This is a genomic window from Bradyrhizobium sp. USDA 3364 (genome assembly GCF_054056355.1).
Window position 1 is genome coordinate 5,937,877 of the sequence record NZ_JBSRYG010000002.1, and the last position, 23,783, is coordinate 5,961,659.

At 65.1% G+C, this 23,783-nt stretch carries 25 protein-coding genes; 16 read left to right on the top strand and 9 right to left on the bottom strand.

Annotation, left to right across the window (positions count from 1 at the left end; genetic code table 11):
* Position 1 precedes the first annotated feature (1 nt).
* Together ACVILL_RS27835 and cobJ are read left to right on the top strand one after the other, a co-directional pair.
* Positions 2–733 (top strand): precorrin-2 C(20)-methyltransferase, encoded by a 732-nt coding sequence (locus ACVILL_RS27835; RefSeq protein ID WP_456731972.1) that lies wholly within the window; start codon positions 2–4, stop codon positions 731–733.
* On the top strand, positions 730–1,464 hold the full coding sequence (cobJ, locus tag ACVILL_RS27840; protein WP_456731973.1) for a precorrin-3B C(17)-methyltransferase: 735 nt from the start codon (positions 730–732) through the stop codon (positions 1,462–1,464). Before ACVILL_RS27835 ends, cobJ begins: the two co-directional genes overlap by 4 nt.
* On the opposite strand, the gene ACVILL_RS27845 is transcribed toward cobJ, so the two are convergent.
* Positions 1,440–2,189 (bottom strand): cobalt-precorrin-6A reductase, encoded by a 750-nt coding sequence (locus tag ACVILL_RS27845; protein WP_456731974.1) that lies wholly within the window; start codon positions 2,187–2,189, stop codon positions 1,440–1,442. The two genes, cobJ and ACVILL_RS27845, sit on opposite strands and share 25 nt — an antisense overlap.
* On the opposite strand from ACVILL_RS27845, the gene cbiE reads away from it, so the two are divergent.
* Genes cbiE through cobF form a run of 6 tightly spaced genes read left to right on the top strand, consistent with a single transcriptional unit; the run spans position 2,188 to position 7,317 of the window.
* On the top strand, positions 2,188–3,369 hold the full coding sequence (gene cbiE / locus ACVILL_RS27850) for a precorrin-6y C5,15-methyltransferase (decarboxylating) subunit CbiE (RefSeq protein WP_456731975.1): 1,182 nt from the start codon (positions 2,188–2,190) through the stop codon (positions 3,367–3,369). The genes ACVILL_RS27845 and cbiE overlap by 2 nt on opposite strands.
* Positions 3,366–3,734: a cobalamin biosynthesis protein gene (locus tag ACVILL_RS27855; protein ID WP_456731976.1), complete on the top strand. Its 369-nt coding sequence runs from the start codon at positions 3,366–3,368 to the stop codon at positions 3,732–3,734. The genes cbiE and ACVILL_RS27855 overlap by 4 nt, the downstream gene beginning before the upstream one ends.
* Positions 3,731–4,528 (top strand): precorrin-4 C(11)-methyltransferase, encoded by a 798-nt coding sequence (gene cobM, locus ACVILL_RS27860; RefSeq protein WP_456731977.1) that lies wholly within the window; start codon positions 3,731–3,733, stop codon positions 4,526–4,528. The genes ACVILL_RS27855 and cobM overlap by 4 nt, the downstream gene beginning before the upstream one ends.
* Positions 4,525–5,835: a cobyrinate a,c-diamide synthase gene (locus ACVILL_RS27865; protein WP_456731978.1), complete on the top strand. Its 1,311-nt coding sequence runs from the start codon at positions 4,525–4,527 to the stop codon at positions 5,833–5,835. Before cobM ends, ACVILL_RS27865 begins: the two co-directional genes overlap by 4 nt.
* Positions 5,832–6,560, top strand: a complete 729-nt coding sequence (gene cobA / locus ACVILL_RS27870) for a uroporphyrinogen-III C-methyltransferase (protein WP_456731979.1) — start codon at positions 5,832–5,834, stop codon at positions 6,558–6,560. Before ACVILL_RS27865 ends, cobA begins: the two co-directional genes overlap by 4 nt.
* Before the next feature lie 7 nt (positions 6,561–6,567).
* Positions 6,568–7,317, top strand: coding sequence for a precorrin-6A synthase (deacetylating) (cobF, locus tag ACVILL_RS27875; RefSeq protein ID WP_456731980.1), 750 nt, complete (start codon positions 6,568–6,570; stop codon positions 7,315–7,317).
* A 13-nt stretch (positions 7,318–7,330) separates the two neighbouring features.
* Here the strand turns inward: cobF and ACVILL_RS27880 are convergent, their stop codons facing one another.
* The 3 genes from ACVILL_RS27880 to ACVILL_RS27890 all read right to left on the bottom strand — a co-directional run bounded on the left by ACVILL_RS27880 (position 7,331) and on the right by ACVILL_RS27890 (position 8,968).
* Positions 7,331–7,522, bottom strand: coding sequence for a hypothetical protein (locus tag ACVILL_RS27880; protein WP_456731981.1), 192 nt, complete (start codon positions 7,520–7,522; stop codon positions 7,331–7,333).
* Positions 7,523–7,888: 366 nt separating this feature from the next.
* Positions 7,889–8,395, bottom strand: a complete 507-nt coding sequence (locus tag ACVILL_RS27885) for a YkgB family protein (protein WP_456731982.1) — start codon at positions 8,393–8,395, stop codon at positions 7,889–7,891.
* A gap of 36 nt (positions 8,396–8,431) precedes the next feature.
* Positions 8,432–8,968 (bottom strand): carboxymuconolactone decarboxylase family protein, encoded by a 537-nt coding sequence (locus ACVILL_RS27890; protein WP_456731983.1) that lies wholly within the window; start codon positions 8,966–8,968, stop codon positions 8,432–8,434.
* Between the two features lie 132 nt (positions 8,969–9,100).
* Between ACVILL_RS27890 and ACVILL_RS27895 the strand changes: the two genes are divergently transcribed.
* Positions 9,101–10,063, top strand: a complete 963-nt coding sequence (locus ACVILL_RS27895; protein WP_456731984.1) for an AraC family transcriptional regulator — start codon at positions 9,101–9,103, stop codon at positions 10,061–10,063.
* Positions 10,064–10,071: 8 nt separating this feature from the next.
* Here ACVILL_RS27895 and ACVILL_RS27900 read toward each other — a convergent pair whose 3' ends face one another.
* Complete coding sequence (locus ACVILL_RS27900) at positions 10,072–10,998, bottom strand: response regulator (protein WP_456731985.1); 927 nt, start codon at positions 10,996–10,998, stop codon at positions 10,072–10,074.
* Positions 10,988–14,356, bottom strand: coding sequence for a hybrid sensor histidine kinase/response regulator (locus tag ACVILL_RS27905; protein ID WP_456731986.1), 3,369 nt, complete (start codon positions 14,354–14,356; stop codon positions 10,988–10,990). Before ACVILL_RS27905 ends, ACVILL_RS27900 begins: the two co-directional genes overlap by 11 nt.
* A gap of 173 nt (positions 14,357–14,529) precedes the next feature.
* Between ACVILL_RS27905 and urtA the strand changes: the two genes are divergently transcribed.
* From urtA to ACVILL_RS27940, 7 genes are all read left to right on the top strand, one after another.
* The gene (gene urtA, locus ACVILL_RS27910; RefSeq protein ID WP_456731987.1) at positions 14,530–15,792 is read left to right on the top strand and encodes an urea ABC transporter substrate-binding protein; all 1,263 of its coding nucleotides are present in this window, start codon (positions 14,530–14,532) and stop codon (positions 15,790–15,792) included.
* Between the two features lie 118 nt (positions 15,793–15,910).
* Entirely contained in the window at positions 15,911–16,837 is a 927-nt protein-coding gene (gene urtB / locus ACVILL_RS27915) for an urea ABC transporter permease subunit UrtB (RefSeq protein ID WP_456731988.1), read from the top strand.
* Between the two features lie 17 nt (positions 16,838–16,854).
* On the top strand, positions 16,855–17,988 hold the full coding sequence (urtC, locus tag ACVILL_RS27920) for an urea ABC transporter permease subunit UrtC (protein ID WP_456731989.1): 1,134 nt from the start codon (positions 16,855–16,857) through the stop codon (positions 17,986–17,988).
* 12 nt (positions 17,989–18,000) lie between these two features.
* Positions 18,001–18,756 carry an urea ABC transporter ATP-binding protein UrtD gene (gene urtD / locus ACVILL_RS27925; protein WP_456731990.1) on the top strand — a complete coding sequence of 252 codons (756 nt, stop codon included), beginning with the start codon at positions 18,001–18,003 and terminating at the stop codon, positions 18,754–18,756.
* A gap of 11 nt (positions 18,757–18,767) precedes the next feature.
* Positions 18,768–19,457: an urea ABC transporter ATP-binding subunit UrtE gene (urtE, locus tag ACVILL_RS27930; protein ID WP_456731991.1), complete on the top strand. Its 690-nt coding sequence runs from the start codon at positions 18,768–18,770 to the stop codon at positions 19,455–19,457.
* Positions 19,458–19,492: 35 nt separating this feature from the next.
* Complete coding sequence (fmdA, locus tag ACVILL_RS27935) at positions 19,493–20,722, top strand: formamidase (protein WP_456731992.1); 1,230 nt, start codon at positions 19,493–19,495, stop codon at positions 20,720–20,722.
* 98 nt (positions 20,723–20,820) lie between these two features.
* Complete coding sequence (locus ACVILL_RS27940) at positions 20,821–21,168, top strand: FmdB family zinc ribbon protein (RefSeq protein WP_456731993.1); 348 nt, start codon at positions 20,821–20,823, stop codon at positions 21,166–21,168.
* A 3-nt stretch (positions 21,169–21,171) separates the two neighbouring features.
* On the opposite strand, the gene ACVILL_RS27945 is transcribed toward ACVILL_RS27940, so the two are convergent.
* Genes ACVILL_RS27945 through ACVILL_RS27955 form a run of 3 tightly spaced genes read right to left on the bottom strand, consistent with a single transcriptional unit; the run spans position 21,172 to position 23,671 of the window.
* A complete protein-coding gene (locus tag ACVILL_RS27945) occupies positions 21,172–21,957 on the bottom strand; it encodes an ABC transporter ATP-binding protein (protein ID WP_456731994.1) in 786 nt (261 codons plus the stop codon).
* The gene (locus ACVILL_RS27950; protein WP_456731995.1) at positions 21,954–22,727 is read right to left on the bottom strand and encodes an ABC transporter permease; all 774 of its coding nucleotides are present in this window, start codon (positions 22,725–22,727) and stop codon (positions 21,954–21,956) included. The genes ACVILL_RS27945 and ACVILL_RS27950 overlap by 4 nt, the downstream gene beginning before the upstream one ends.
* On the bottom strand, positions 22,727–23,671 hold the full coding sequence (locus tag ACVILL_RS27955; RefSeq protein ID WP_456731996.1) for an ABC transporter substrate-binding protein: 945 nt from the start codon (positions 23,669–23,671) through the stop codon (positions 22,727–22,729). Before ACVILL_RS27955 ends, ACVILL_RS27950 begins: the two co-directional genes overlap by 1 nt.
* Positions 23,672–23,783: the final 112 nt, after the last annotated feature.

Below are 23,783 nucleotides of genomic sequence, written 5' to 3' on the forward strand. Positions count from 1 at the left end.
GATGGGACGCATCATCTGCTGCGGCCTCGGCCCAGGCGATCCGGATCTGATGAGCGTGCGCACCGACCGCATCGTGCGTGCCGCAAAGGACGTCGCCTATTTCCGCAAGAAGGGGCAGCCGGGGCAGGCGCGCCGCATCGTCGAAGGCATGCTCGCGGATGACGTCAACGAATATCCGATGGAATATCCCGTCACCACGGAGATCGCGTTTGACAGTCCCGAATACGCGCGGCAGTTGGCTGATTTCTACGATGCATGGGCCGAGCGGTTGGTGCGGCTTGCGCGCGAGATCGATGTCGTCGTGCTGTGTGAGGGCGATCCCTATTTCTACGGCTCGTTCATGCACCTGCATACGCGGCTGCAGGGACGTGTCGGGATCGAGGTGATCGCCGGCATTCCCGGCATGGTCGGCTGCTGGAATGCGGTCGGCCAGCCGTTCGCGCTCGCTGACGATGTGACCACGGTCCTGATGGGCACGCTGCCGGAGGCCGAACTCGCAGCGCGGATGCGCAACTCTGACGCGCTGGTCGTCATGAAGACCGGCCGCAATCTTCCGAAGATCCGCCGTGCGCTGGCTTCCGCCGGGCGTCTCGACGATGCCTGGCTCGTCGAGCGCGGCACCATGCCGGACCAGCGGGTCATCAGGCTCGCTGAGATTGGCGAGGCCGATTGTCCGTATTTTGCGATCGTGCTGGTGCACGGGCAGGGGCGGCGCCGGGAGGCGGCGCAATGACCGGCACGCTGACCATCGCGGGACTTGGGCCGGGCGACGAGGCGCTGGTCACGCCGGAAGTCACTGCTGCGCTCGCTGCGGCAACTGACATCGTCGGCTACGCGCCCTATGTGACGCGGGTGCCGCCACGCGCCGGGCTCACGCTGCATCCGTCGGACAATCGCGTCGAGTTGCAGCGCGCCGCTGAGGCGCTGCGGCTGGCGGCCGAGGGACGCCGCGTCGTGGTGGTGTCATCTGGCGATCCCGGCGTGTTCGCGATGGCATCCGCCGTGTTCGAGGCGCTCGAGGAAACGCCGCAATGGCACGATTTGCCGATTCGCGTTCTACCTGGCGTCACGGCGATGCTGGCGGCGGCGGCGAGCGCCGGCGCGCCGCTCGGTCATGATTTTTGCGCGATCAACCTGTCGGACAATCTCAAGCCATGGCCGTTGATCGAGAAGCGGCTGCGGCTCGCGGCCGAGGGCGACTTTGCGATTGCGATGTACAATCCGCGCTCGGCCCGCCGCCCGGAAGGTTTCGGTCGCGCGCTCGAGATCCTGCGCGAGGCCGGCTGTGGCGAGCGGATCGTGGTGTTCGCGCGCGCCGTCTCGACGCCCGAGCAGCGGATCGAGACGGTTGAGTTGCGCGACGCGCGACCCGAGATGGCCGACATGCGGACGCTAGTCATCGTCGGTAATTCGGCGACGCGGCGGGTCGGCCGCTGGGTCTATGCACCGAGGCAGGTGCGATGACCGAGCCATTCCATTACTTCGCTGACGCTTTCCACCCGCGGCCGGTCGGGCAGCGGCGGCCGCGTGATCATGATGACGGGAAGGCCAAGCATGCGGGCCGCGTCGATCTTGGCGTATGCGCCGGTTCCGCCGGAGTTGCGGGCGACGATCCACTCAATGGCGCGCGTGCGCATCATCTCGAGCTCGCGCTCGAGCGTGAATGGTCCACGCGAGACGATGATACCTACATCGGGCAATGGCAGCGTTTCGCCAGGCGGGTCGACGAACCGCAACGTATAGGCATGCTGCGGCTGGTCGCTGAAGGGCGCGATGTGCTGGCGGCCGATCGCAAGGAACACGTTGGCGCGGCGCTCCGGCAAGGCCGCGACCGCGGTGGCGACGTCCGCGACCTCGATCCAGTGATCGCCGGAGGTCTTGTCCCAGGGCGGGCGTTCGAGGGCAATCAATGGCGTTGCGGTTTGCGCGCAAGCCGCGATCGCGTTGCGGCTCATCTCGGCCGCGAACGGATGCGTCGCGTCGATCACATGCGTAATGGTTTCGCCACGCAGATAATCGGCAAGCCCGCCGACGCCGCCGAAGCCGCCACTGCGGACCGGCAATGGCTGATCAGCCGGCGCGCGGGTGCGGCCGCCATAGGAATAGACCGCGTCGATTCCCGCGCGCGCGACCGCAGCGGCAAGCAGATTGGCGTCGGCGGTTCCGCCCAGGATCAGGGCGCGCATCATGGGTAATCCCTGGTTGACCATCATCGGCATCGGCGAAGATGGCCTTGCGGGGCTGTCAGACGCAAGCCGAAACGCGCTTCGTGAAGCCGAAACGGTTTTCGGCGGCGAACGGCACCTCGCGCTTGCCGGCATCAGCGACCGCGGCCGCGTTTGGCCGGTGCCGTTCGATGCGGGGATTGTGCTTGAATGCCGCGGTCGTCCGACCGTTGTGCTCGCCTCGGGCGATCCGTTCTGGCATGGCGCTGGCGGAAGCCTTGTCGAGAAACTTCAGCCCGGCGAGTGGATCGCGCACTCCGCGCCGTCGACATTCTCGCTGGCGACAGCGCGTCTGGGCTGGCGGCTCGAGAATGTGATCTGTCTCGGTCTTCATGCGGCACCGTTCGAGCGGCTGTTGCCGCATCTGGCCCGCGATGCGCGGATCATCTGTCTGGTGCGTGACGGCAAGGCGGCTTCCGATCTCGCGCGCTGGCTTGCGGACCATGGCTGGGGGGCATCGGCGATGTGGACGCTGTCAGCGCTTGGCGGACTGCGTGAATCGATCACGCAGCATCGCGCTGACTCTTATGCCGGCGATTCCGGTGAGAGTCTGGTCGCGATTGCGCTGGAGGCGAGGGGCGCGCAGGGCATCGCGCGCAGCTCGGGTCTTCCCGACACGCTCTTCGTGCATGACGGGCAACTGACCAAGCGGCCGATTCGCGCTCTTGCGCTGTCGGCGCTTTCGCCACGGCCCGGCGAGCGGCTGTGGGATGTCGGCGCAGGCTCGGGCTCGATCTCGATCGAATGGGCGCTGTGCGGAGGGACGGCGATCGCCATCGAGGCCCGCGGCGAACGCGCCGCCAATATCCGCAGCAATGCAGCCAGCTTCGGCCTGGCGCACCGGATCACCGTCATCGAGGGTGAGGCGCCCGGCGCTCTATCGGACCTCGCGGCGCCCGATGCAGTGTTCATCGGTGGCGGCCTCGATGCTGACATGTTCGACGCGATCTGGTCGCGCATCGCGCCGGGCACGCGGCTGGTCGCGCATGCGGTGACGCTTGAAACCGAGGTGCTGCTGTCCGATCTGCACCAGCGGCATGGCGGCGAACTGATGCGCCTTGAGATTGCGCAGGCTGAACCGCTGGGCCGGTATCGTTCCTGGAAGGCGGCGCGGCCGATCGTGCAATGGAGTGTGGTCCGATGAAGGTCGCGGGCCTGGGATTCAGGCGCGATGCCAATGTTGCGTCCTTGCGCGACGCGCTCGACGCGGCCGGCGGCCCCGAAGGGCTTGCGGCGCTTGCCACGGTGAGCGACAAGGCCGATGCAACCGCGTTGATAGTCCTGGCGCAGGAACTCGGGCTGTCGATCCGGGGCATCCCCGCCGAGACGCTGGCCGAGGTCGAAACCGTGACGCAATCCGAGTTGATCCGTGCCGAGTTCGGCACGGGCTCCGTCGCAGAAGCCGCGGCGCTCGCGGCGGCGGGGCGCGGTGCACGCCTGATTTCGGCGAGGGCCGTTTCGCAGGATCGGATGGCGACCGCAGCGATCGCGGAAGGAGACGGCGAATGACGGTGCATTTCATCGGCGCAGGGCCCGGCGCCGCCGACCTCCTGACCTTGCGCGGGCGCGATCTCATCGCCTCGTGCCCGGTCTGTCTCTACGCCGGATCGCTGGTGCCATCAGGCGTTCTGGCGCATTGCCCGAAGGACGCACGCATCATCAACACCGCGCCGATGTCGCTCGACGAGATCATCGCCGAGATCGCTACCGCGCATGCAGAGGGCATGGACGTCGCGCGGCTGCATTCGGGCGATCTCTCGATCTGGTCGGCGATGGGCGAACAGCTGCGCCGGTTGCGGGCCTTGCAGATTCCGTATTCGGTCACGCCCGGCGTGCCGTCCTTCTCGGCGGCCGCGGCGGCACTGGAGGCCGAGCTGACGCTGCCGGGCGTTGCGCAATCGGTGGTGCTGACGCGCACGCCGGGGAGGGCGAGCGCGATGCCCGACGGCGAGACGCTTGCAGCCTTTGCCGCGACCGGCGCGGTGCTCGCGATCCATCTGTCGATCCATCTGCTGGACAAGGTCGTCGCCGAACTCACGCAGCATTACGGCGTTGACTGTCCGGTGGCGATCGTCTGGCGCGCGAGCTGGCCGGATCAGCGCATCGTGCGTGCCACGCTCGCGACGCTCGATGCTGCTGTCGGCCCCGAGCTCGAACGCACCGCGCTGATCCTGGTCGGCAAGACACTCGGCGCGGACGAGTTCGCCGAGAGCCGTCTCTATGCAGCCGATTACGACCGCCGCTACCGTCCGGTGGGGGCGGAACCACGCTTTCCGGAATCATCGCCGGAATCACCACAATGACCGCAGCGCTCGTGATCTCGGCGCCGGCATCCGGTGTCGGCAAGACGACGCTGACTCTGGCGCTGGCCCGCGCCTATCGCAATCGCGGATTGAAGGTGCAGTGCCTGAAGAGCGGGCCGGACTATATCGATCCTGCCTTTCACGCGGTCGCAACCGGCCGCGCATCCGTCAACATCGATAGCTGGGCGATGGCGCGTGATGCGATCGCGCATCTGGCGAGCCGCGGTGCGGATGCCGATCTGGTGCTGGCCGAAGGCTCGATGGGATTGTTCGATGGCGTTGCCGCGGCTGGCGTCTCCGGCACCGGCGCCACCGCCGACATTGCCGAGATGATGGGATGGCCGGTGCTGCTGGTGATCGATCCCTCCGGCCAGGCGCAGACGGCGGCGGCGGTCGCGGCTGGGTTGCGCGACTTTCGCCCGGGCGCGCGGCTTGCGGGCGTCGTCCTCAACCGCGTCGCGAGCGCGCGGCATGAAGCCCTGGTGCGCAGTGCCATGGCGGGGGCGGGCATTTCGGTGTTGGGCGCGTTACCCCGCCACGCCGAGATCGCGTTGCCGAAGCGTCACCTCGGCCTGGTGCAGGCCGAAGAGCAGGCCGAGATCGACGGCCTGATCGACGAAGCCGCACGCTTTGTCGTCGAGCATGTCGATCTCGACGCCGTGATGCAATCGGCGCGGGTCTGGTCGCCGCAATCAACCGCGCGCGGGCTGGACATCACGCCGCCCGGCCAGCGCATCGCGCTTGCGCGCGACGCAGCCTTCTCCTTCGTCTATCCCCACATGCTGGAGGCCTGGCGCTCAGCCGGCGCTGACATCGTGACCTTCTCGCCGCTTGCCGACGAGGGCCCCGACGCGGACGCCGACGTGTGCTGGTTGCCCGGAGGTTACCCTGAACTGCATGCGGGCCGGCTTGCCGCCAACCGGCGATTCCTCGGTGAGCTGCGTGCCTTCGCCGGGACGAAGCCGGTGCACGGCGAATGCGGGGGCTACATGGTGCTGGGCGCCGCGCTGACCGATGCCGAAGGCGTGCGCCATGAAATGGCGGGGTTGCTCGGGCTTGAGTCCAGCTATGCCAAGCGCCGCATGCATCTGGGCTACCGGCTCGCCGAACTTGCCGCACCGATGCCGGGCCACGGTCCGGGCGTACGCCTGCGTGGCCACGAATTTCACTATTCGACGATCATCGCGCAGCCGGACACGCCGCTTGCGGTGGTGCGCGATGCGACCGGCGCGATCGTTGCGGAGACCGGATCGCGGCGGGGCAACGCAACGGGGACATTCTTCCATCTGATCGCGGAGGACCGGTGAGCGGCTTCGTCGCCTTCGTCTCGGCCGGTCCCGGCGACCCCGAACTCCTGACCATGAAGGGAGCCGCGCGGCTGCGCGAGGCCGACGTGGTGCTCTATGATGATCTTGCCTCGGGCGCGATCCTCGATCTCGCGCGCCCCGGCGCCAATCTCGTTGCGGTCGGCAAGCGGGCCGGCCGGCTGTCCGCGCGGCAGCATCATGTCAGCCGGCTGCTGGTCGACTATGCTGGGACCGGCGTGCGGGTGGTGCGGCTGAAATCGGGCGATGCCGGAATCTTTGGCCGGCTCGAGGAGGAGATCGAGGCGTTGCGCGCGGCCGGCATCGGCTATGAGATCATTCCCGGCGTCACCTCGGCCTCGGTGGCCGCCGCGCAGGCCGGCATTCCGCTGACGCGACGGCTGACCTCGCGCCGGGTCCAGTTCGTGACCGGCGCCGATGTCACCGGCGAGTTGCCAAATGACCTCAACTGGGCGGCGCTGGCCGATCCCGAAGCGACCACCGTCGTCTATATGGGCCGGCGCACGTTCCCCGTGCTCGCCGCAACGCTGATCGCGCAGGGCCTCGCGCCCGATACGCCTGCGCTGCTGGCGGAGTCGCTCGGCCACGCCGATGAGCGGCTTGTCCGCACCACGATCGCAGAGCTGGCCGAACGGCTCACGCATGCCGGCGCCGCCACGGCGGCTGCCGTCATTCTGTTCGGCGCGCTGGCGCCGGATCGAGGTTGACGCGGCCATGTTGAGGCTTTCGCTGATCGGTATCGGTTGCGGCGACCCCCGGCAGCTCACCCGCGCCGCAACAGACGCGATCAATGCCGCCGATCTGATCCTGATCCCGCGCAAGGGAGCGGCAAAATCCGATCTCGCCGATTTGCGCCGGACGATCTGCGCGGAGGCATTGAGCAGCGACCGCACTCGCCTTGCCGAGTTCGACCTGCCGGTGCGTGACGCCGGCGAGGAGGACTATCGCAAGGGTGTCGACGATTGGCACGACGCGGTCGCCGCGACCTGGTCGCAGGAGATCGCGCGGCATCTTGGCGGCGAGGGGCGCGTCGCGCTGCTGATCTGGGGCGATCCGTCGCTCTACGATTCGAGCTTGAGGATTGCGCAACGGCTCGATCCTTTGCCATCGATCGACGTGATCCCGGGCATTACGTCGATCCAGGCATTGTGCGCGGCGCACGCGCTGCCGCTCAATGAGATCGGCGAGCCATTCCTGGTCACGACAGGCCGGCGGCTGCGCGAGGGCGGTTGGCCGCCCGGCGTCGACACTATCGTCGTGATGCTCGACGGCGGAGCGGCCTTCCAGACGCTCGATCCTGAGGGCCTGAAGATCTGGTGGGGCGCCTATCTCGGCATGCCCGATCAGATTCTCATGGCGGGGGAACTCGCGGAGGTCGGCCCGCGCATCGTCGCCGCGCGCCGGGATGCACGTGCGCAGCACGGCTGGATCATGGACAGTTACGTCCTGAAGCGGAGATCGTGATCCGGCGTGGCGATCACGTCTTCAAGCCGCGGATCGAGGGTTGGATCGTCAGGCGGTAGGCAACGAGCTTGTCACCATCGAACTGCTCGAGCGTTGTTTCGCAGACCGGGCAGCGATACTCGCCCTTGCTTCCTGATCCTGCTGCCAGCTCAAGGCGTCGGAATCCGGCCCCGCAGCGCGGACACGTGACGTCGTCCTTTTTCATCAACTCACCCCAGAACAACACCGGCGCCACTTCTTAGCCCAGACCGCGCGGCGGAACTATGTTCACGGCCGGAGAACTACGGATCATTCGTGCATGGGAATAAACTATGCGCGCTCGTCGAATGGGGGCCGCCGCACCACCGAGCGCGCTTTACAGATGGCCAATTTCAAGCCATTCCGCAAATTCGGCAATGGGTTATGGCTTGGCCTTGAAAGGCCGTGGGCGACCGGCCTGCGCAAATAATACAATAATGACTGCCATGTCGCTGTATCCGGAAGGCACTGCGCCTGTTCAATCGCTGGGCAATGCGCGATCGCCGGCGAACGCGGGGTTCGCCGGCGATCCATCGCCATCAGCGGATGCCACCTATTGCCGCGTCAGGCGAACCACGTCCTGTCGCAGCAAATAGAGCGAGACGGCCAGCAGAACGACGTCCTTCATCAGGAAGGGCACGTTGCCGGTCATCGCGGGGAAGCCGCCGGCGGCAACGTCCCAGCCATCAGGCATGAACGGGATGATGGTGACCGTCGCGATGAAGGTGCCGGTCGAGCCAAGCGCGCCGAGGACGCCGAGCCGCTTGTCCCAGAAACCCGCGAACAGCAGCGAGCCGAACGTCCATTCCGAGGCGCCGAGGAAGTAGCTGGCGCCGGCGTGGCCGAAGGCCGGATACAGCCACCAGATCAGCGGCCCGTTGCTGATGAACGGGACCAGCCGTTCGAACTCGTACGGGAACCACTTCTGGTAACCGAAGAACAGGAACATGATCACCATCGCGGCCCGGACGACGTGGTAGTCGAGATCCTCCGCGAGCAGACCGGACCTGTCGAGCGCGCGGACGAGCGGATTTTGTGTGGTGTTGGCAAGCGTGGTCATAGCCGTGATCCTTCCGTTCGACTGACTCCGGTCGCGTCACGCGACTGCGGGGAAGTCGATGTCGGTGTCGTTGATGCGATTGAAGACGTTGGTGAAGACGATGGTCGCGAACGCCAGGCTGATCTCCACCAACTGCGCGTCGCTGTAGCCGGCGGCCTTGATCGCGGCGAAATCCTCGTCGCTCACGGTGCCGCTCGACTGCGCGAGCTTGCGGACGAAATTGATCAGCACATCGTGCTTGGCATCGCCGGTCGGCTCGCCATCACGGATCTGCTTCAGCGCGTCGGGCTTCACGCCGGCGAGCTTGGCGAGGTGCGAATGCGCGGCGACACAGTAGTCGCAGCCGCCGGCGGCGCTGATCACGAGCTTGATGATCTCCCGCTCGCGCTTGGACAGGGTACCGCCGGCGAGCACGGCATCGGCTGTCAGCATCGACTTGAGTGCGGCCGGGCCGTGGGCGGCGATGGCTGAATAGGCATTCGGGACACTGCCGGCCGCCTTCTTGACCTGGGCGTAAATCTGGCCCGACGGGCCGGTGTCGGTTTCGAGATTGGGGACTGAAAGACGAGACATGGTGGCGCTCCTTGTTTGGGGTGGTGGACGAGTACCCAGCCACAATAGGAGCGAGATTTGAGACATTGAATGTTCATATGTCTCGATTATATGCTCAATCGTCTCATGAAGCCCCTGAACGGAGGATCGGCCATGGATTGGCTCAGCCGGCTGTTCGAGATGATGCCGGTGCGCGGTCGGCTCGACCTTCGCTGCAGCTACAGCGTCCCCTGGCGCATCGAGCAGGGGCCGGGCGCAACCAACGAGATCCCCTATCATGCGGTGTTGGCCGGCTCGGCGATCCTGGACGATCCCGCGGGCGGACGGCCGTTGCTGCTGAAGCCCGGCGACATCCTTCTGCTTCCCGGCAACCCGCGACACGTGATGCACGACGGCAGTGGGGCGAGACCGCTGCCGGCGCGCAACCGGGCGGCGCAGAATTTCGCGATCAGCGAAAATCTCGGGTCGGACGAGCGGCTTGACCTGTTGTGCGGGCACTTCGCGGTTGCGCCCCCACACGACCGTCTGTTGCGCGGCTATCTTCCGCCGCGTCTCGTCGTGCATGCCGGCACGCGTATGGGCAAGGGGACGGCCGCGCAACTCACCGGACTTGTTTCGCTGATGCGGGGGGAAACCGCGGACGATCATCTCGGCGGGTGCGCCATGCTCAACGCGCTGTCCACGGCGATGTTTGCACTCGTGCTGCGGCTTGCGAGCGAGAGCGACGCCACGACACGCGGTCTGCTTGCGCTGGCCGGTGATCCTCGCCTTGCACCGGCGGTGGCTGCGATGTTCAACGAGCCCGCGCGCGCATGGTCGCTGCCGGAGCTCGCGCGTCTGTGCAACATGTCGCGCGCGACGCTTGCGCGGCAATTCCAGGAGAAGCTTGGCCGATCAGCGAGCGACCTGCTCACCGATATCAGGATGACGCTCGCGGCGAACGAGTTGAAGGGATCGTCGCTTTCGACCGGCGCCGTTGCGGAAATGGTCGGCTACCAGTCGGAGGCCGCGTTTCAGCGGGCCTTCAAGAGCCACATGGGCGTGACGCCGGCGCAGTGGCGAAAGGCGCAGCCGCTCGAGCAGGAAGTGTCGCTGGAGCCTTCCCGCGACAATTGATCCGGATGCTACGACTTGCGATGTCGTGCGTTGACGGCGATCGCGGCGGCGGCGGTGCGGTTCTCGACGCCGAGCTTGGCGTAGATCTGCTCGAGATGCTTGTCGACGGTGCGCGGGCTGAGACCCAGGATCTGTGCAATGTCGCGGTTGGTCTTGCCCTTGGAGAGCCAGGACAGCACCTCGCCCTCGCGGGTGGTGAGGCCGAGCTCGCTGGAGAACTCGGCGGGCATGTCGCCGCTGGTGTCCTTGGCGAGCCGCAGCAGGAACTCATTGGGGCCGAGCTTGCCCATATATTGCAGCCGCAGCTGCTCGTTGCCGGGGAAGGACGCCACCGTCGCGGTCTTTGGTGCCGCCTTGCCCTTGTGCGCCTGCTCCAGCCATTGCGGCATCGGGCCCGGCAGCACGAAATTGTCGGCGGCATCGGCGAGCGTGTCCGACAGCAGGCGCTGCGCTTGCGGCGTCGCCCACAACAGCGCGCCTGCGCTGTTGACCGCGAGCAGGTAGCGGCCGGAGACGTCGAGCGCCGCGCGGGCACTTTGCGTCATCCGCGCATTGGCGAGATGGACCCGGATGCGTGCCAGCATCTCCTCGACCACGATCGGCTTCGTCACATAGTCGACGCCGCCGGCCTCCAGCCCGCGCACGATGTGCTCGGTCTCGGCCAGCCCCGTCATGAAGATGATCGGGACGCCGTCGAGCCCGGCATCGCGCTTCAGCCGCTTGCAGGTCTCGAACCCGTCCATGCCGGGCATCACGGCATCGAGCAGCACGATATCGGGCGTGATCTGGTCGACGATGCGCATCGCAGACGCCCCGTCGAGCGCGACCATCACGGTCATGCCGGCGCCGTCGAGCGCGTCGGTGAGCAGACGCAACGTCTCCGGCGAGTCGTCGACGACGAGCGCGACGTCGCGCTTTCTCTGTTCAATGGTCATAGCTGTGCAATGTCTTCAACGTCGCCATAAATTGATCGAGATCGAACCGGTCGATCAGCGTGCGCATCTGGCCGACGAAATCGGCATGTTCGGGATACTCGTTGCCGATTTCGTCGAGCTTGAGCTGGATCGCCCTGACATAGCCGAGCTGGCCGAGGCTGATCAGCTCCTCAACATATTTCACCGGCGGGCGCGAGCCCGTGTCCGGCTTCCATTGCGGAGGCGGAGCCTGCTCGGCCTCGTACTGCCACTCGATCTTGAGCAGCTGGCGGATGGTCTCGAGCAGCCGCGGGATGTCGATCGGCTTCATCAGATAGCCGTCGTGGAACGGTTGCGCCAGCGGTGCGCCGTGAGCCTCCAATGCGCTCGCGGAGATCATCAGGATGCGCGCCTGATGATGGCCTTCGGAGCGCAGGGTTTCGGCGACCCTCCAGCCGTCCATGCCGGCCATCGAGATGTCGAGCAGGAACATGTCCGGCCGGCAATGCTGGGCGAGGGCAAGGCAGCCCGGCCCGTCCGGCGCACTGAGCAGGATGAAGCCGAGCGGCGCCAGGATCTCGCGCAGGAGGTCGCGGTGGGTCGGGTCATCGTCGGTGATCAGGATCGTCTTGCGCGGGCCGTGATAGCCGTACACGGGAGCGTCGACCGGCGCATCGCGGCGCGGATTGGTGACTTCGGACAGCAATAGCTTGACGCGGAACGTGCTGCCGGTGCCGACCGTGCTCAAAACCTTGATGTCGCCGCCCATCACACCCGCGAGCAGGCGGCTGATGGTCAGGCCGAGCCCGGTGCCGGTCTGCGGCTGGGTGACGCCGAGCGCACCGCGCTCGAACGGCGCGAAGATGCGTTCGAGGTCGTCGGGTTGGATGCCCGGCCCGGTGTCGATCACCTCGAACTCGGCGACCGGGCTGCGGTAATGCACCACGAACTGCACCTGGCCGGATTGGGTGAACTTGATCGCGTTCGACAGCAGGTTGATCAGGATCTGCCGCAGCCGCTTTTCATCGGCATAGACAACGACGGGCAGCACAGCGGGCCGCCTGAACACGAAGTCGATGCCTTTTGCGGCGGCTTGCAGGCGGAACATGCCGACCAGCTGCTCGAGGAAATCGTTCAGCCGCACCTCGTCGCGCGACAGATAGAGCCGGCCGGCCTCAATCTTGGAGATATCGAGGATGCCATCGATCAGGCCCGACAGATGGTCGGCGCTGCGCCGGACCACGCGCACCTGCTCGCGCGGCCGTATATGGAGGCTGTCGTCCTGCTCCAGCAGCTGCGCGTAGCCGGAGATCGCGTTCAGCGGCGAGCGGAGTTCATGGCTGAGGCCGACGACATAGCGGCTCTTCGCAAGATTTGCGGACTCCGCGACTTCCTTGGCGCGCTGCAACTCGGCGTCGGTGCGCTTGTGGGCGTCGATTTCCTGGATCAGCAGCGTGGTCTGCCGCCGTGTCTCCGCTTCCGCGGCGCGCCGGCTCTGTTGCGCCAGCACGAACAGCCAGGCGACCACGCCGATGATCAGGGTCAGCGCGAAGAACACCTTCCACAGCACGTCGGCGAGCAACTCGTTGGCATGCACGGCCGCTGTGGTCTGCAGGTAGATCAGGCCGAGCACCAGCGCCACGAGGCCGGCCGAGACTGCGAACACGCCGAGGTAATGTCCGAGCTGCGAGTTGATGCGGGCGTAGATCGGCCGCGGCATCACCTTGCCCAGCGTGTCCGAGACCTGCGCGCCGATCCGGCCATGCGGCTTGCAGAGGTCGTGGCAGCGCGCGTCGAGCGAGCAGCACAGTGAGCAGATCGGGCCGGCATAGGCCGGGCAGGCGGCCATGTCCTCGGGCTCGAACGCATGCTCGCAGATACAGCACTGGATCGATTCGATGTTCTGCCAGCTCCGTTTCGGCTTGCGCGCGATGTAATACTTGCCGCCGGTCGCCCAGGCAATCAGGGGAGCCGTGATGAACGCGACCGCCAGCGCAACGAAAGCGGACAGCGCCTTCGCGGTCGGGCTGAACAGGCCGTAGAACGCGCTGATCGACACCACGGTCGCGATGGTCATCGCGCCGACGCCGACCGGATTGATGTCGCAGAGATGGGCGCGCTTGAACTCGATGTGCTGCGGCCGCAGGCCAAGCGGCTTGTTGATGACGAGATCGGCCACCAGCGCGCCGACCCAGGCGATCGCGACGTTCGAGTAGAGCGCGAGCGTCTGCTCCAGCGCCTTGTAGACGCCGATCTCCATCAACAGCAGCGCGACCACCACGTTGAACACCAGCCACACCACGCGGCCGGGATGCGAATGGGTGAGGCGGGAGAAGAAGTTCGACCAGGCGATCGAGCCGGCATAGGCGTTGGTGACGTTGATCTTGACTTGCGACAGGATCACGAACGTCCCGGTCAGCGCCATCGCGAGGTCCGGCTGCGACAGCACGTAACGAAACGCTTCAAGATACATGTTGGCGGGCTCGGCCGCGTGCTCGGCCGAGACGCCGTGGCTCAGCGCGAAGAAGGCCAGGAAGGAGCCGGCCAGCAGCTTGAGCGCGCCGAGCACGATCCAGCCCGGACCGGCGGAGAGCAGCGCGATCCACCAGGCCTTGCGCGAGGTACGGCGGTCGCGCGGCAGGAAGCGCAGGAAGTCGACCTGCTCGCCGATCTGCGCCACCAGCGCGAACACGACGGAGGCCGCCGTGCCGAACAGCAGCAGGTCGAGATTCCCTGCGGGATCACCGTGGTCGCCGGCGAATTTGCGCCATTCCGTGAACGAATGCGGATTGGCCCAGGCGATTGCCGCGAACGGCATGATGTGGAGGATGACCCACAGCGGCTGGGTCCAGAGCTGGAAGCGGCTGATCAGCGTGATGCCGTAGATGACAAGCGGAATGATCACGACCGCGCTGATCAGATACCCGATCGGCCGCGGAATGCCGAAGCACATGTCGAGCGCGCTGGCCAGGATCACCGCCTCGATCGCGAAGAAGATGAAGGTGAAGGAGGCGTAGATCAGCGAGGTGATGGTCGAGCCGATATAGCCGAAGCCGGCGCCGCGGGTTAGCAGGTCGATGTCGATGCCGCTTTTTGCGGCATGGTAGGCAATCGGCAATCCGCACAGGAAGATGATGACGCTGACCACCAGGATCGCTGCGGAGGCGTTGATCGCGCCATAATTGAGCGTGATGGTGCCGCCGATCGCTTCCAGCGCGAGGAAGGAGATCGCGCCGAGCGCGGTGTTGGCGACGCGGGCGGCGGACCAGCGCCGCGCGCTCTTGGCGGTGAAGCGCAGCGCGTAGTCTTCCAGCGTCTGGTTGGCGACCCATTGATTGTATTGGCGCCTGACGCGGTCTATCCGCTGCCGCCCTGCCACCCGCTCGTACTCCTGGTCCGTGATGCTCCGACCGTGTCGCGAGCAAATCCCGTACCAAAATCTACGTCGCTATTTTGCGGTGCCGTATACGCGATCTCACGTATCAGTGCGGTGCACAAAACTGAGCAATCCTCGCCCCATCAATAAGCGTTCTCGAACCAGATGGGGTGCTCATGTCAGACGAAACAAGACCAGGCCTGAAGTCTCCGCTCCGGCGCAAGCTCTTGATGGGAATGGCGGCTTTGCCGGCGGTCTCGATGCTGGGCCGTCCCGCATTTGCCGACTTTCCCGCAACCTCCGCGGTCAACACCACGGGCCTTGCAGTCACCGATAGCGAAGTCACGGTCGGCATCCTGCACTCCGTCACTGGCACCATGGCGATCTCCGAGACCGGGTCGGTCGAGGCCGAGAAGCTCGCGATCGAGCAGATCAACGCCGCCGGCGGCGTGCTCGGCCGCAAGATCAAGTTCATCCAGGAGGACGGCGCCAGCGACTGGCCGACCTTCGCGGAAAAGGCCAAGAAGCTCCTGGTCAACGACAAATGCGCCGCCGTGATGGGCTGCTGGACCTCGGCCTCGCGCAAGGCGGTGCTGCCGGTGTTCGAGCAGTACAACGGCATGCTGTACTACCCGACCTTCTATGAGGGCCTCGAGCAGTCCAAGAATGTGATCTACACCGGCCAGGAGGCGACGCAGCAGATCATCGCCGGGCTGGACTGGGTCAACAAGACCAAGGGCGCCAAGAGCTTCTATCTGCTCGGCTCCGACTACATTTGGCCGCGCACCTCGAACAAGATCGCGCGCAAGCACATCGAGAACCATTTGCAGGGCTGCAAGGTGGTCGGTGAGGAATACTTCCCGCTCGGCTCGACTCAATTCAACTCGGTCATCAACAAGATCAAGCTGACCAAGCCGGACGTGATCTACGCGATCATCGTCGGCGGCTCGAACGTCGCGTTCTACAAGCAGCTCAAGGCGGCCGGCATCGATCTGTCGAAGCAGACGCTGCTCACGATCTCGGTGACCGAGGACGAGATCGACGGCATCGGCGGCGAGAACATCGCGGGCGCCTATGCCTGCATGAAGTATTTCCAGTCGCTCGACAATGCGAACAACAAGGCCTTCGTGCCCGCGTTCAAGAAGATGTGGGGCGAGAAGACCGTGATCGGCGACGTCACGCAAGCCGCCTATCTCGGTCCGTGGCTGTGGAAATTGACGGTGGAGAAGGCGCAGAGCTTCGACATCGACAAGATCGCGGCGGCTTCCCCCGGCGTCGAGTTCAAGGGCGCGCCGGAAGGCTACGTCCGGATCCACGAAAACCATCACCTCTGGTCGAAGACCCGCGTCGGGCGGGCCAAGGCCGATGGCCAGTACGAGCTGATCTACGAGACCGCCGATCTCGTCGAGCCGGATCCGTTCCCCAAGGGCTACCAGTGAGATCGAGCGCCTAAGGCGCAGCTCACATCAAGCATCGCAGCGTGGACGTCATCGCCCACGCCGCCGATCGGGCGCCGCTCGCGTCGCGGCGCATGCCCCTTGGACTGGAGGACGACTGATGTTCGGCGACTATTCGATCAGCGATCTCGGCGCCATCCTTGCGATGCAGGGCTTTGCCGGGCTCATCCTGTTCTCCGTCTATGTGCTGATGGCGCTCGGGCTTGCCATCATCTTCGGCCAGATGGGCGTCATCAACATGGCCCATGGCGAGTTCATGATTCTGGGGGCTTACGTCACCTGGATGACGTCGAACGCCGTGCAGCACGTCGCGCCCTGGCTGTTCCCCGGTTACTTCTTCATCGCCATGATCCTGGCGTTCATCGCCTCCGGTGCGCTCGGCATGCTGGTCGAGTGGGCGCTGATCCGCCATCTCTACAAGCGTCCGCTCGATACGCTGCTCGCGACCTGGGGCCTCAGCCTGATCCTGCAGCAGGCTTACCGCTCGATCTTCGGCGCGCGCGAGGTCGGCGTCGAGCTGCCGGAATGGATGATGGGCTCCTGGCAGGCGACCGATTCCATCCAGATCCCGATCAACGGCATGTTCGTGATGGGGCTGACCATCCTGATCACGATCGTCGTCTTCTACATCCTGTTCTGGTCGAGCTGGGGCAAGCAGGTGCGCGCGGTGGTGCAGAACCGCGTGATGGCGGGTGCCGTCGGCATCAATACCGAGAAGGTCGACCGTTACACCTTCGGGCTCGGGTGCGGCATCGCCGGGATCGCGGGCTCGGCCTTCACCATGATCGGCTCGACCGGGCCGACCGCCGGCCAGCTCTACATCGTCGACACCTTCCTGGTCGTCGTGTTCGGCGGCGCGGCCTCGCTGTTCGGCACGATCGCCTCCGCCTTCTCGATCTCGCAGACCCAGTCGACGCTGGAGTTCTTCCTGTCGGGATCGATGGCCAAGGTGATCACGCTGTTGACCATCGTCGCGATCCTGATGGTGCGTCCGCAGGGGCTCTTCGCGCTCAAGGTCCGCAAATAAGAACAAGCAGGCTGGTCATGATCAACTCGCGCTTTTTCAATCGTTCCGAACTGCTCGGCTTCCTTGCGCTCGCGGTGCTGCTGTTTGTCATCCTGCCGCTGTCGCTCGATATCTTTCGCCTCAACCTGGTCGCCAAATATCTGACCTACGCCTTCGTCGGCATCGGCCTCGTGCTGTGCTGGGGCTATGGCGGCATCCTCAGCCTGGGGCAGGGCGTGTTCTTCGGCCTCGGCGGCTACTGCATGGCGATGTACCTCAAGCTCGAGGCGTCTTCGGTCGCGAACACCAAGATCCAGTCGACGCCGGGCATCCCGGACTTCATGGACTGGAACCAGCTCACCTCGCTGCCGTTCTTCTGGAAGCCGTTCCACAGCTTTCCGGTTACGCTGCTGGCGATCTTGCTGGTTCCCGCCTTCTTCGCGCTGATCATCGGCGCCGCGATGTTCAAGCGCCGGGTCGGCGGCGTGTACTTTGCGATCATCACGCAAGCGATTGCGGCGATCCTCACCATCCTGATCGTCGGACAGCAGGGCTACACCGGCGGCATCAACGGCATTACCGACTTGCGCACCCTGCACGGTTGGGACATCCGTACCGATCACGCCAAGTTCATTCTGTATTTCGTCGAGGTTGTGCTGCTGTTCGGATGCATCGTCGCCGCGCAGTTCATCCGCCTGACAAAACTCGGGCGCATCCTGGTGGCGATGCGGGAGCAGGAGGATCGCGTGCGTTTCTCCGGTTACAGCGTCGCCAACTTCAAGATCTTCGCATTCTGCGCCGCGGCGGTGTTCGCTGCGATCGGCGGCGCCATGTTCACGCTCGAGGTCGGCTTCATGTCGCCGTCGTTCGTCGGCATCGTGCCGTCGATCGAGATGGTGATCTACACCGCCGTCGGCGGCCGGATGTCGATCTTCGGCGCAGTCTGGGGTGCGCTCTTGGTCAATTTCGCCAAGACCAGCCTGTCGGAATCCTTCCCGCAGCTCTGGCTGTTCGGCCTCGGCGCGCTGTTCATCGCGGTCGTGCTGGCCTTCCCGAACGGGCTCTCCGGCATCTGGGCGGATCACGTCCAGCCCCGCATCGACCGGCTGTTGGCATCACGCAAATCGAAATCGGCGGCCGGCATGATCGCCGACGGCGCACCGGCCGAGTGAGGAGGGATCATCATGCTCGTCGGCCATCAGCCCAAGGACTTCCTGCTCGCGGTCTCCGGCCTCACCGTGTCCTTTGACGGCTTCAAGGCCGTCAACGATCTCTCCTTCTACGTCGAGGAGAACGAGATCCGCGTCATCATCGGCCCGAACGGCGCCGGCAAGACCACGGTGCTCGACCTGATCTGTGGCAAGACCCGCGCCACGTCGGGCTCGATCCAGTTCCGCGGCCAGGAGCTGACAAAGCTGCGCGAGAACGAGATCGTGCAGGCCGGCGTCGGGCGCAAGTTCCAGACGCCGTCGGTGTTCGAGGATCTCACCGTGTTCGAGAACCTCGAAATCTCCTTCCCGCGCGGACGCACCGTGTTCGGCTCGCTGACCTTCCAGCGCGACGACACCGTCAAGCAGCGGGTCGAGGAGGTCGCGGAGATGATCTTCCTCAAGGACAAGCTCAACACCTATGCCGATCAGCTCAGCCATGGCCAGAAGCAATGGCTCGAGATCGGCATGCTGCTGATCCAGGATCCGGACTTGCTGATGCTCGACGAGCCGGTCGCCGGCATGAGCGTGTCCGAGCGCGCCAAGACCGCCGAGCTGCTTAACCGCATCATCAAGGACCGCTCGGTGCTGGTGATCGAGCACGACATGAAGTTCGTCGAGGACATCGCCCACAAGGTCACCGTGCTGCACCAGGGACAGATCCTGTCCGAGGGGACGATGGAGCACGTCAAGAACGATCCCAAGGTCATTGAAGTTTATCTGGGTCATTGAGGACGAGAACGATGCTGGCAATCAATGATCTTCATGTCGCCTACGGCCAGAGCGAGGTGCTGCACGGCCTCAACGTATCCGTCGCGCCCAACGAGATCGTCGCGATCATGGGCCGCAACGGCATGGGCAAGACCACGCTGATGAAGTCGCTGATGGGCATCCTGCCGGCCAAGAGCGGCAAGGTGACCATGGACGGCGCCGAGCTCGGCGCCATGAAGAGCTACGAGCGGGTGGCGAAGGGTCTCGCTTACGTGCCGCAAGGCCGCATGATCTTCTCCACCATGACGGTCAAGGAGAACATCGAGACCGGGCTCGTGGTGTCCGGCGGCTCCGAGGTACCCGGCGACATCTACGAGCTGTTCCCGGTGCTGCTCGAGATGAAAGGCCGCCGCGGCGGCAATCTCTCGGGCGGTCAGCAGCAGCAGCTCGCGATCGCGCGTGCGCTGGCGACCAAGCCGAAGGTGCTGCTGCTCGACGAGCCGACCGAAGGCATCCAGCCCTCGATCATCAAGGACATGGCGCGCACCCTGAAGCGGATCCGCGACGAGCGGGGGCTATCGATCGTCGTCTCCGAGCAGGTGCTGAGCTTCGCGCTCGACATCGCCGACCGCGTGCTCGTCATCGAGAACGGCGAGATCGTCCGCGACGATCCGCGCGCCAGCGTCGATGCCGGGCAGATCTCCAAATATCTGTCCGTGTAACCAACCACCATCAGTAACCCAAGGGGAGCATCGCGATGCCAGACACACTGATCAAGGTCGATCTCAGCAAGTCGGCCTATGAAAACGACAAGATCCACAACCGCTGGCATCCTGAGGTTCCGATCGTCGAGTGGGTCAGCCCGGGCGACGACTTCATCATCGAGACCGTCGACTGGACCGGTGGCTTCATCAAGAACAACGATTCTGCCGACGACGTGCGCGACATCGATCTGTCGATCGTGCACTTCCTGTCCGGCCCGATCGGCGTCAAGGGCGCCGAGCCCGGCGATCTTCTGGTCGTGGATTTGCTCGACGTCGGTCCGCTGAAGGAGAGCCTGTGGGGCTTCAACGGCTTCTTCTCCAAGCAGAACGGCGGCGGCTTCCTCACCGACCATTTCCCGCTGGCGCAGAAGTCGATCTGGGACATCAAGGGCCTCTACACCTCGTCGCGCCACGTTCCCGGCGTCAACTTCGCAGGCCTGATCCATCCCGGCCTGATCGGCTGTCTGCCCGATGCCAAGATGCTGGCGGCCTGGAATGCGCGCGAAGCCGAGTTGATCGCGACCAACCCGACCCGCGTGCCGGGCCTCGCCAATCCGCCGTTCGCGCCGACCGCGCATGCGGGACAAGCCAAGGGCGACGTCAAGGCCAAGATCGGCCTCGAAGGCGCCCGCACCGTGCCGCCGCGCGAGCATGGCGGCAATTGCGACATCAAGGACCTCTCGCGCGGCTCGAAGATCTATTTCCCGGTCTATGTGCCAGGCGGCGGCCTCTCGATGGGCGACCTGCATTTCAGCCAGGGCGACGGCGAGATCACCTTCTGCGGTGCCATCGAAATGGCCGGCTGGCTGCACATCAAGGTCGACGTCATCAAGGACGGCGTCTCGAAATACGGCATCAAGAATCCTGTGTTCAAGCCGTCGCCGATCACGCCGAACTACAAGGACTACTTGATCTTCGAGGGCATCTCGGTCGACGAGGCCGGCAAGCAGCACTATCTCGACGTCCACATCGCCTATCGCCAGGCCTGCCTGAACGCGATCGAGTATCTGAAGAAGTTCGGCTACTCCGGCGCCCAGGCCTACTCGATCCTCGGCACCGCGCCGTGCCAGGGCCACATCTCCGGCGTGGTCGACGTGCCCAACGCCTGCGCCACGCTGTGGCTGCCGACCGAGATATTCGACTTCGACGTCATGCCATCGTCGGCGGGACCGATCAAGCACATCAAGGGCGACATCCAGATGCCGATCTCGCCGGATAAGTGATTCTGCAAGTGAATCCCTGCGCGAAGGGTGTGGGACGGCTGCGTATTGGCCGCCCCGCATCCATCGCCGGATGTCACGACTGCGCAAGGATTTGGGACATGCCGATCTACGAATATCTCTGCAACGACTGCGGCCCGTTCACCGATATGCGACCGATGGCGGAATGCGATCTGCCGCAGGACTGCCCGCAATGCGAGGCGACGTCGCCGCGGGTGCTCCTCACTGCGCCCGCGTTCTTCTGCATGCCCTCCGACAAGCGCAAGGCGCACGCCACCAACGAAGAGAACCGCCACGCGCCGAAGACGCTCGATCAGTACAAGGCCGCGCACGGCCCGGGCTGCGGCTGCTGCTCCACGGGAAAGAAGAAGCCGGCGCGGCTGATGACGAAGACGAAAAACGGCGCCAAGGGCTTTCCGACGGCACGTCCCTGGATGATCAGCCACTAATCATCAGGCCTGTTCGGCGACCTTCAGCGCCTCGGTGCGGATCTCCTCCACCAGCCGCTCCTTGAGGGCGACGAATTCGGGCGTGGTCTTGATCTTGTAGGAGCGGGGGTGCGGCAGGTCGACCGCGATCTCCGCCTTGATGCGGCCGGGACGCGCGCTCATCACGATGACGCGGCTGCCGAGGAAGATCGCTTCCTCGATGTCGTGCGTGACGAACAGCACCGTCTTCTGGTCGCGCTCCCAGATGCCGAGCAGCATCTCCTGCATCAAGGCCCGCGTCTGGTTGTCGAGCGCGCCGAACGGCTCGTCGAGCAACAGGATTTTCGGATCGTTGGCCAGCGCCCGGGCGATCGCGGTGCGTTGCTGCATGCCGCCCGACAGCTGCTTGGGCCAGTGGTTTTCGAAGCCCGACAGCCCGACCCGGCGGATGAACGCATCGGCGATGTCGTGGCGTTTCTTCTCCGGCACGCCGCGCTCGCGCAGGCCGAAGGCGATGTTCTCGCGCACGGTCAGCCAGGGAAACAGCGTGTAGGACTGAAACACCATGCCGCGATCGGCGCCGGGCCCGGTGACCTCGCGCCCATCGAGCGTGACGCGCCCGCTGCTCGGCCGGTCGAGGCCCGCGATGATCCGGAGCAGCGTGGACTTTCCGCAGCCGGAGGGGCCCAGGATGGTGACGAAGTCGTTGTCGCCGACATCGAGCGTGGTCGGCTCCAATGCCCTGGTCGGCGCGTTGCCGGCGCGCGCCGGAAAAGTTCGCGAGACCTGATCGATCCGAAGCAGGGTCATGCGAGCTTCCACGGGAACAGCCAGGCGTTGAACGCTTTGAACAGGAAATCGGAGATCAGGCCGATCAGCCCGATCACGATGATGCCGAAGATGATCTGCCCGGTGTTGAGCAGCGCCTGGCTGTCGGTAATCATGTGCCCGATGCCGGACGACGAGCCGATCAGCTCAGCCACGATCACGTAGGTCCACGCCCAGCCGAGTACCAGGCGGAGGATCTCGGCGATCTCGGGCGCCGCGGAAGGCAGCAGCACGCGGCGGATGATGCCGCTGTCGCGGGCGCCGAGTGTATAGGCGGCCTCGACCAGGTCGCGCCTGGTGGCGCCGACGGTGACCGCGACCATCAGGATGATCTGGAACACCGCGCCGATGAAGATCACCAGCAGCTTTTGCAACTCGCCGATGCCGGCCCACAGGATCAACAGCGGGATGAAGGCCGAGGCCGGCAGATAGCGCGCAAAGGACACGAACGGTTCGAGGCAGGCCTCGACCGGCTTGTAGGCCCCCATCAGCACGCCGAGCGGCACGGCGATGATGGCGGCGAGGACAAACCCGCCGATGACGCGCCAGATCGTCATTCCGATGTCGAACAGGAAGCCTCGCCTGGCGAGCAGCTCGTAGCCTTCCTGCACCATGGTCAGCGGGTTGGCGAGGAAGGTCTTCGACACATGGCCGCCGAAGGTTGCCCAGGACCAGAGGGCGACGAACAGCACGAAGAACGCGAAGCCATACGCCACGCGCTGCGTCGATGTGGTGGGCTCGAGAGGACGCATTACTTGATGAAGCTGGCGTCGTAGATGTCTTCGACCTTCGGTGCGGCCTTGATGATGCCGACCTCCAGCAGGAGCTCAGCGGCCTCCTTGTTGAAGGTGAGGAAGTCGCCGGCGAAGAACCTCTGGTTGGCGGCCTTGTCCTGCCAGCGCAGATATTTTGCCGAGTTGCCGAACTGCTCGCCGCTCTGCTTCACGTCCGCGCCCATGATCTCGTAGGACTTGGCCTGATCCTTGGCGATCATGTCGAGCGCGTCGAAATAACTGTTGGCCAGCGCCTGCGCCGCCTTCGGATTGTCGGTGAGGAATTTCGGCGTGCAGCCGAAGGTGTCCATCACGATCGGATAATCGAGCGTAGTAGCGATGATCTTGCCCTTGTCGGGAGCGGCGCGCACGGTCGACAGATAGGGCTCGTAGGTCATCGCGGCATCGTTCTGGCCGGAGACGAAGGCCTGCGCCGCGGCGGCCGGCTCCAGGTTCACCACGGTGACGTCCTTCACCGAGAGGCCGTTCTTCTTCAGCATCCAGGCCAGCGCGAAATAGGGCGAGGTTCCCGGCGCCGACGCCGCGACGGTCTTGCCCTTGAGGTTTTTGATCGCGGCGACGTCATTGCGCACGGCCATGCCGTCGGCGCCGTAGCTTTTGTCGAGCTGGAAGATCTGCTTGGTCGCGACGCCATTGGCGTTCCAGGAGATCCAGGTTTCGACCGTGGTGGCCGCGCACTGGATGTCGCCCGAGGCGATGGCGAGATGCCGGTCCTTCTGCGGGATCTTTTTGAGCGTCACATCGAGGCCGTTCTTCTTGAAGATGCCGGCTTCCTTGGCGAGCGTCAGCGGTGCGAAGCCGGTCCATCCCGAGATGCCGACTCCGACCTTGACGTCATCCGCGAACGCGGCTGTGGATGCGAGCAGCGCGACGATTGCCGGAAATACTTTGAAAGAACGCATGATTGACCCCCTGCCGAATGTTGGATTGAACCCTGTTGATTGTCCCACGTCAGTCGCGGCGGATTGCCGCATGAAACAACTTGGACGGACGGCGGTCCATCATGCGTTGCAT

What these genes read in the sequence shown, in the direction of transcription:
- ACVILL_RS27900 (WP_456731985.1), bottom strand. Translation starts at nt 10,998, where the DNA reads ATGACCATTGAACAGAGAAAGCGCGACGTCGCGCTCGTCGTCGACGAC.
- cobJ (WP_456731973.1), top strand. Translation starts at nt 730, where the DNA reads ATGACCGGCACGCTGACCATCGCGGGACTTGGGCCGGGCGACGAGGCG.
- ACVILL_RS27955 (WP_456731996.1), bottom strand. Translation starts at nt 23,671, where the DNA reads ATGCGTTCTTTCAAAGTATTTCCGGCAATCGTCGCGCTGCTCGCATCC.
- ACVILL_RS27885 (WP_456731982.1), bottom strand. Translation starts at nt 8,395, where the DNA reads ATGACCACGCTTGCCAACACCACACAAAATCCGCTCGTCCGCGCGCTC.
- cobF (WP_456731980.1), top strand. Translation starts at nt 6,568, where the DNA reads ATGTTGAGGCTTTCGCTGATCGGTATCGGTTGCGGCGACCCCCGGCAG.
- cobM (WP_456731977.1), top strand. Translation starts at nt 3,731, where the DNA reads ATGACGGTGCATTTCATCGGCGCAGGGCCCGGCGCCGCCGACCTCCTG.
- urtD (WP_456731990.1), top strand. Translation starts at nt 18,001, where the DNA reads ATGCTCGTCGGCCATCAGCCCAAGGACTTCCTGCTCGCGGTCTCCGGC.
- urtA (WP_456731987.1), top strand. Translation starts at nt 14,530, where the DNA reads ATGTCAGACGAAACAAGACCAGGCCTGAAGTCTCCGCTCCGGCGCAAG.
- ACVILL_RS27865 (WP_456731978.1), top strand. Translation starts at nt 4,525, where the DNA reads ATGACCGCAGCGCTCGTGATCTCGGCGCCGGCATCCGGTGTCGGCAAG.
- ACVILL_RS27945 (WP_456731994.1), bottom strand. Translation starts at nt 21,957, where the DNA reads ATGACCCTGCTTCGGATCGATCAGGTCTCGCGAACTTTTCCGGCGCGC.
- ACVILL_RS27880 (WP_456731981.1), bottom strand. Translation starts at nt 7,522, where the DNA reads ATGAAAAAGGACGACGTCACGTGTCCGCGCTGCGGGGCCGGATTCCGA.
- ACVILL_RS27855 (WP_456731976.1), top strand. Translation starts at nt 3,366, where the DNA reads ATGAAGGTCGCGGGCCTGGGATTCAGGCGCGATGCCAATGTTGCGTCC.
- urtE (WP_456731991.1), top strand. Translation starts at nt 18,768, where the DNA reads ATGCTGGCAATCAATGATCTTCATGTCGCCTACGGCCAGAGCGAGGTG.
- ACVILL_RS27845 (WP_456731974.1), bottom strand. Translation starts at nt 2,189, where the DNA reads ATGATGCGCGCCCTGATCCTGGGCGGAACCGCCGACGCCAATCTGCTT.
- urtB (WP_456731988.1), top strand. Translation starts at nt 15,911, where the DNA reads ATGTTCGGCGACTATTCGATCAGCGATCTCGGCGCCATCCTTGCGATG.
- cbiE (WP_456731975.1), top strand. Translation starts at nt 2,188, where the DNA reads ATGGGTAATCCCTGGTTGACCATCATCGGCATCGGCGAAGATGGCCTT.
- urtC (WP_456731989.1), top strand. Translation starts at nt 16,855, where the DNA reads ATGATCAACTCGCGCTTTTTCAATCGTTCCGAACTGCTCGGCTTCCTT.
- ACVILL_RS27890 (WP_456731983.1), bottom strand. Translation starts at nt 8,968, where the DNA reads ATGTCTCGTCTTTCAGTCCCCAATCTCGAAACCGACACCGGCCCGTCG.
- ACVILL_RS27895 (WP_456731984.1), top strand. Translation starts at nt 9,101, where the DNA reads ATGGATTGGCTCAGCCGGCTGTTCGAGATGATGCCGGTGCGCGGTCGG.
- ACVILL_RS27950 (WP_456731995.1), bottom strand. Translation starts at nt 22,727, where the DNA reads ATGCGTCCTCTCGAGCCCACCACATCGACGCAGCGCGTGGCGTATGGC.
- ACVILL_RS27835 (WP_456731972.1), top strand. Translation starts at nt 2, where the DNA reads ATGGGACGCATCATCTGCTGCGGCCTCGGCCCAGGCGATCCGGATCTG.
- ACVILL_RS27940 (WP_456731993.1), top strand. Translation starts at nt 20,821, where the DNA reads ATGCCGATCTACGAATATCTCTGCAACGACTGCGGCCCGTTCACCGAT.
- fmdA (WP_456731992.1), top strand. Translation starts at nt 19,493, where the DNA reads ATGCCAGACACACTGATCAAGGTCGATCTCAGCAAGTCGGCCTATGAA.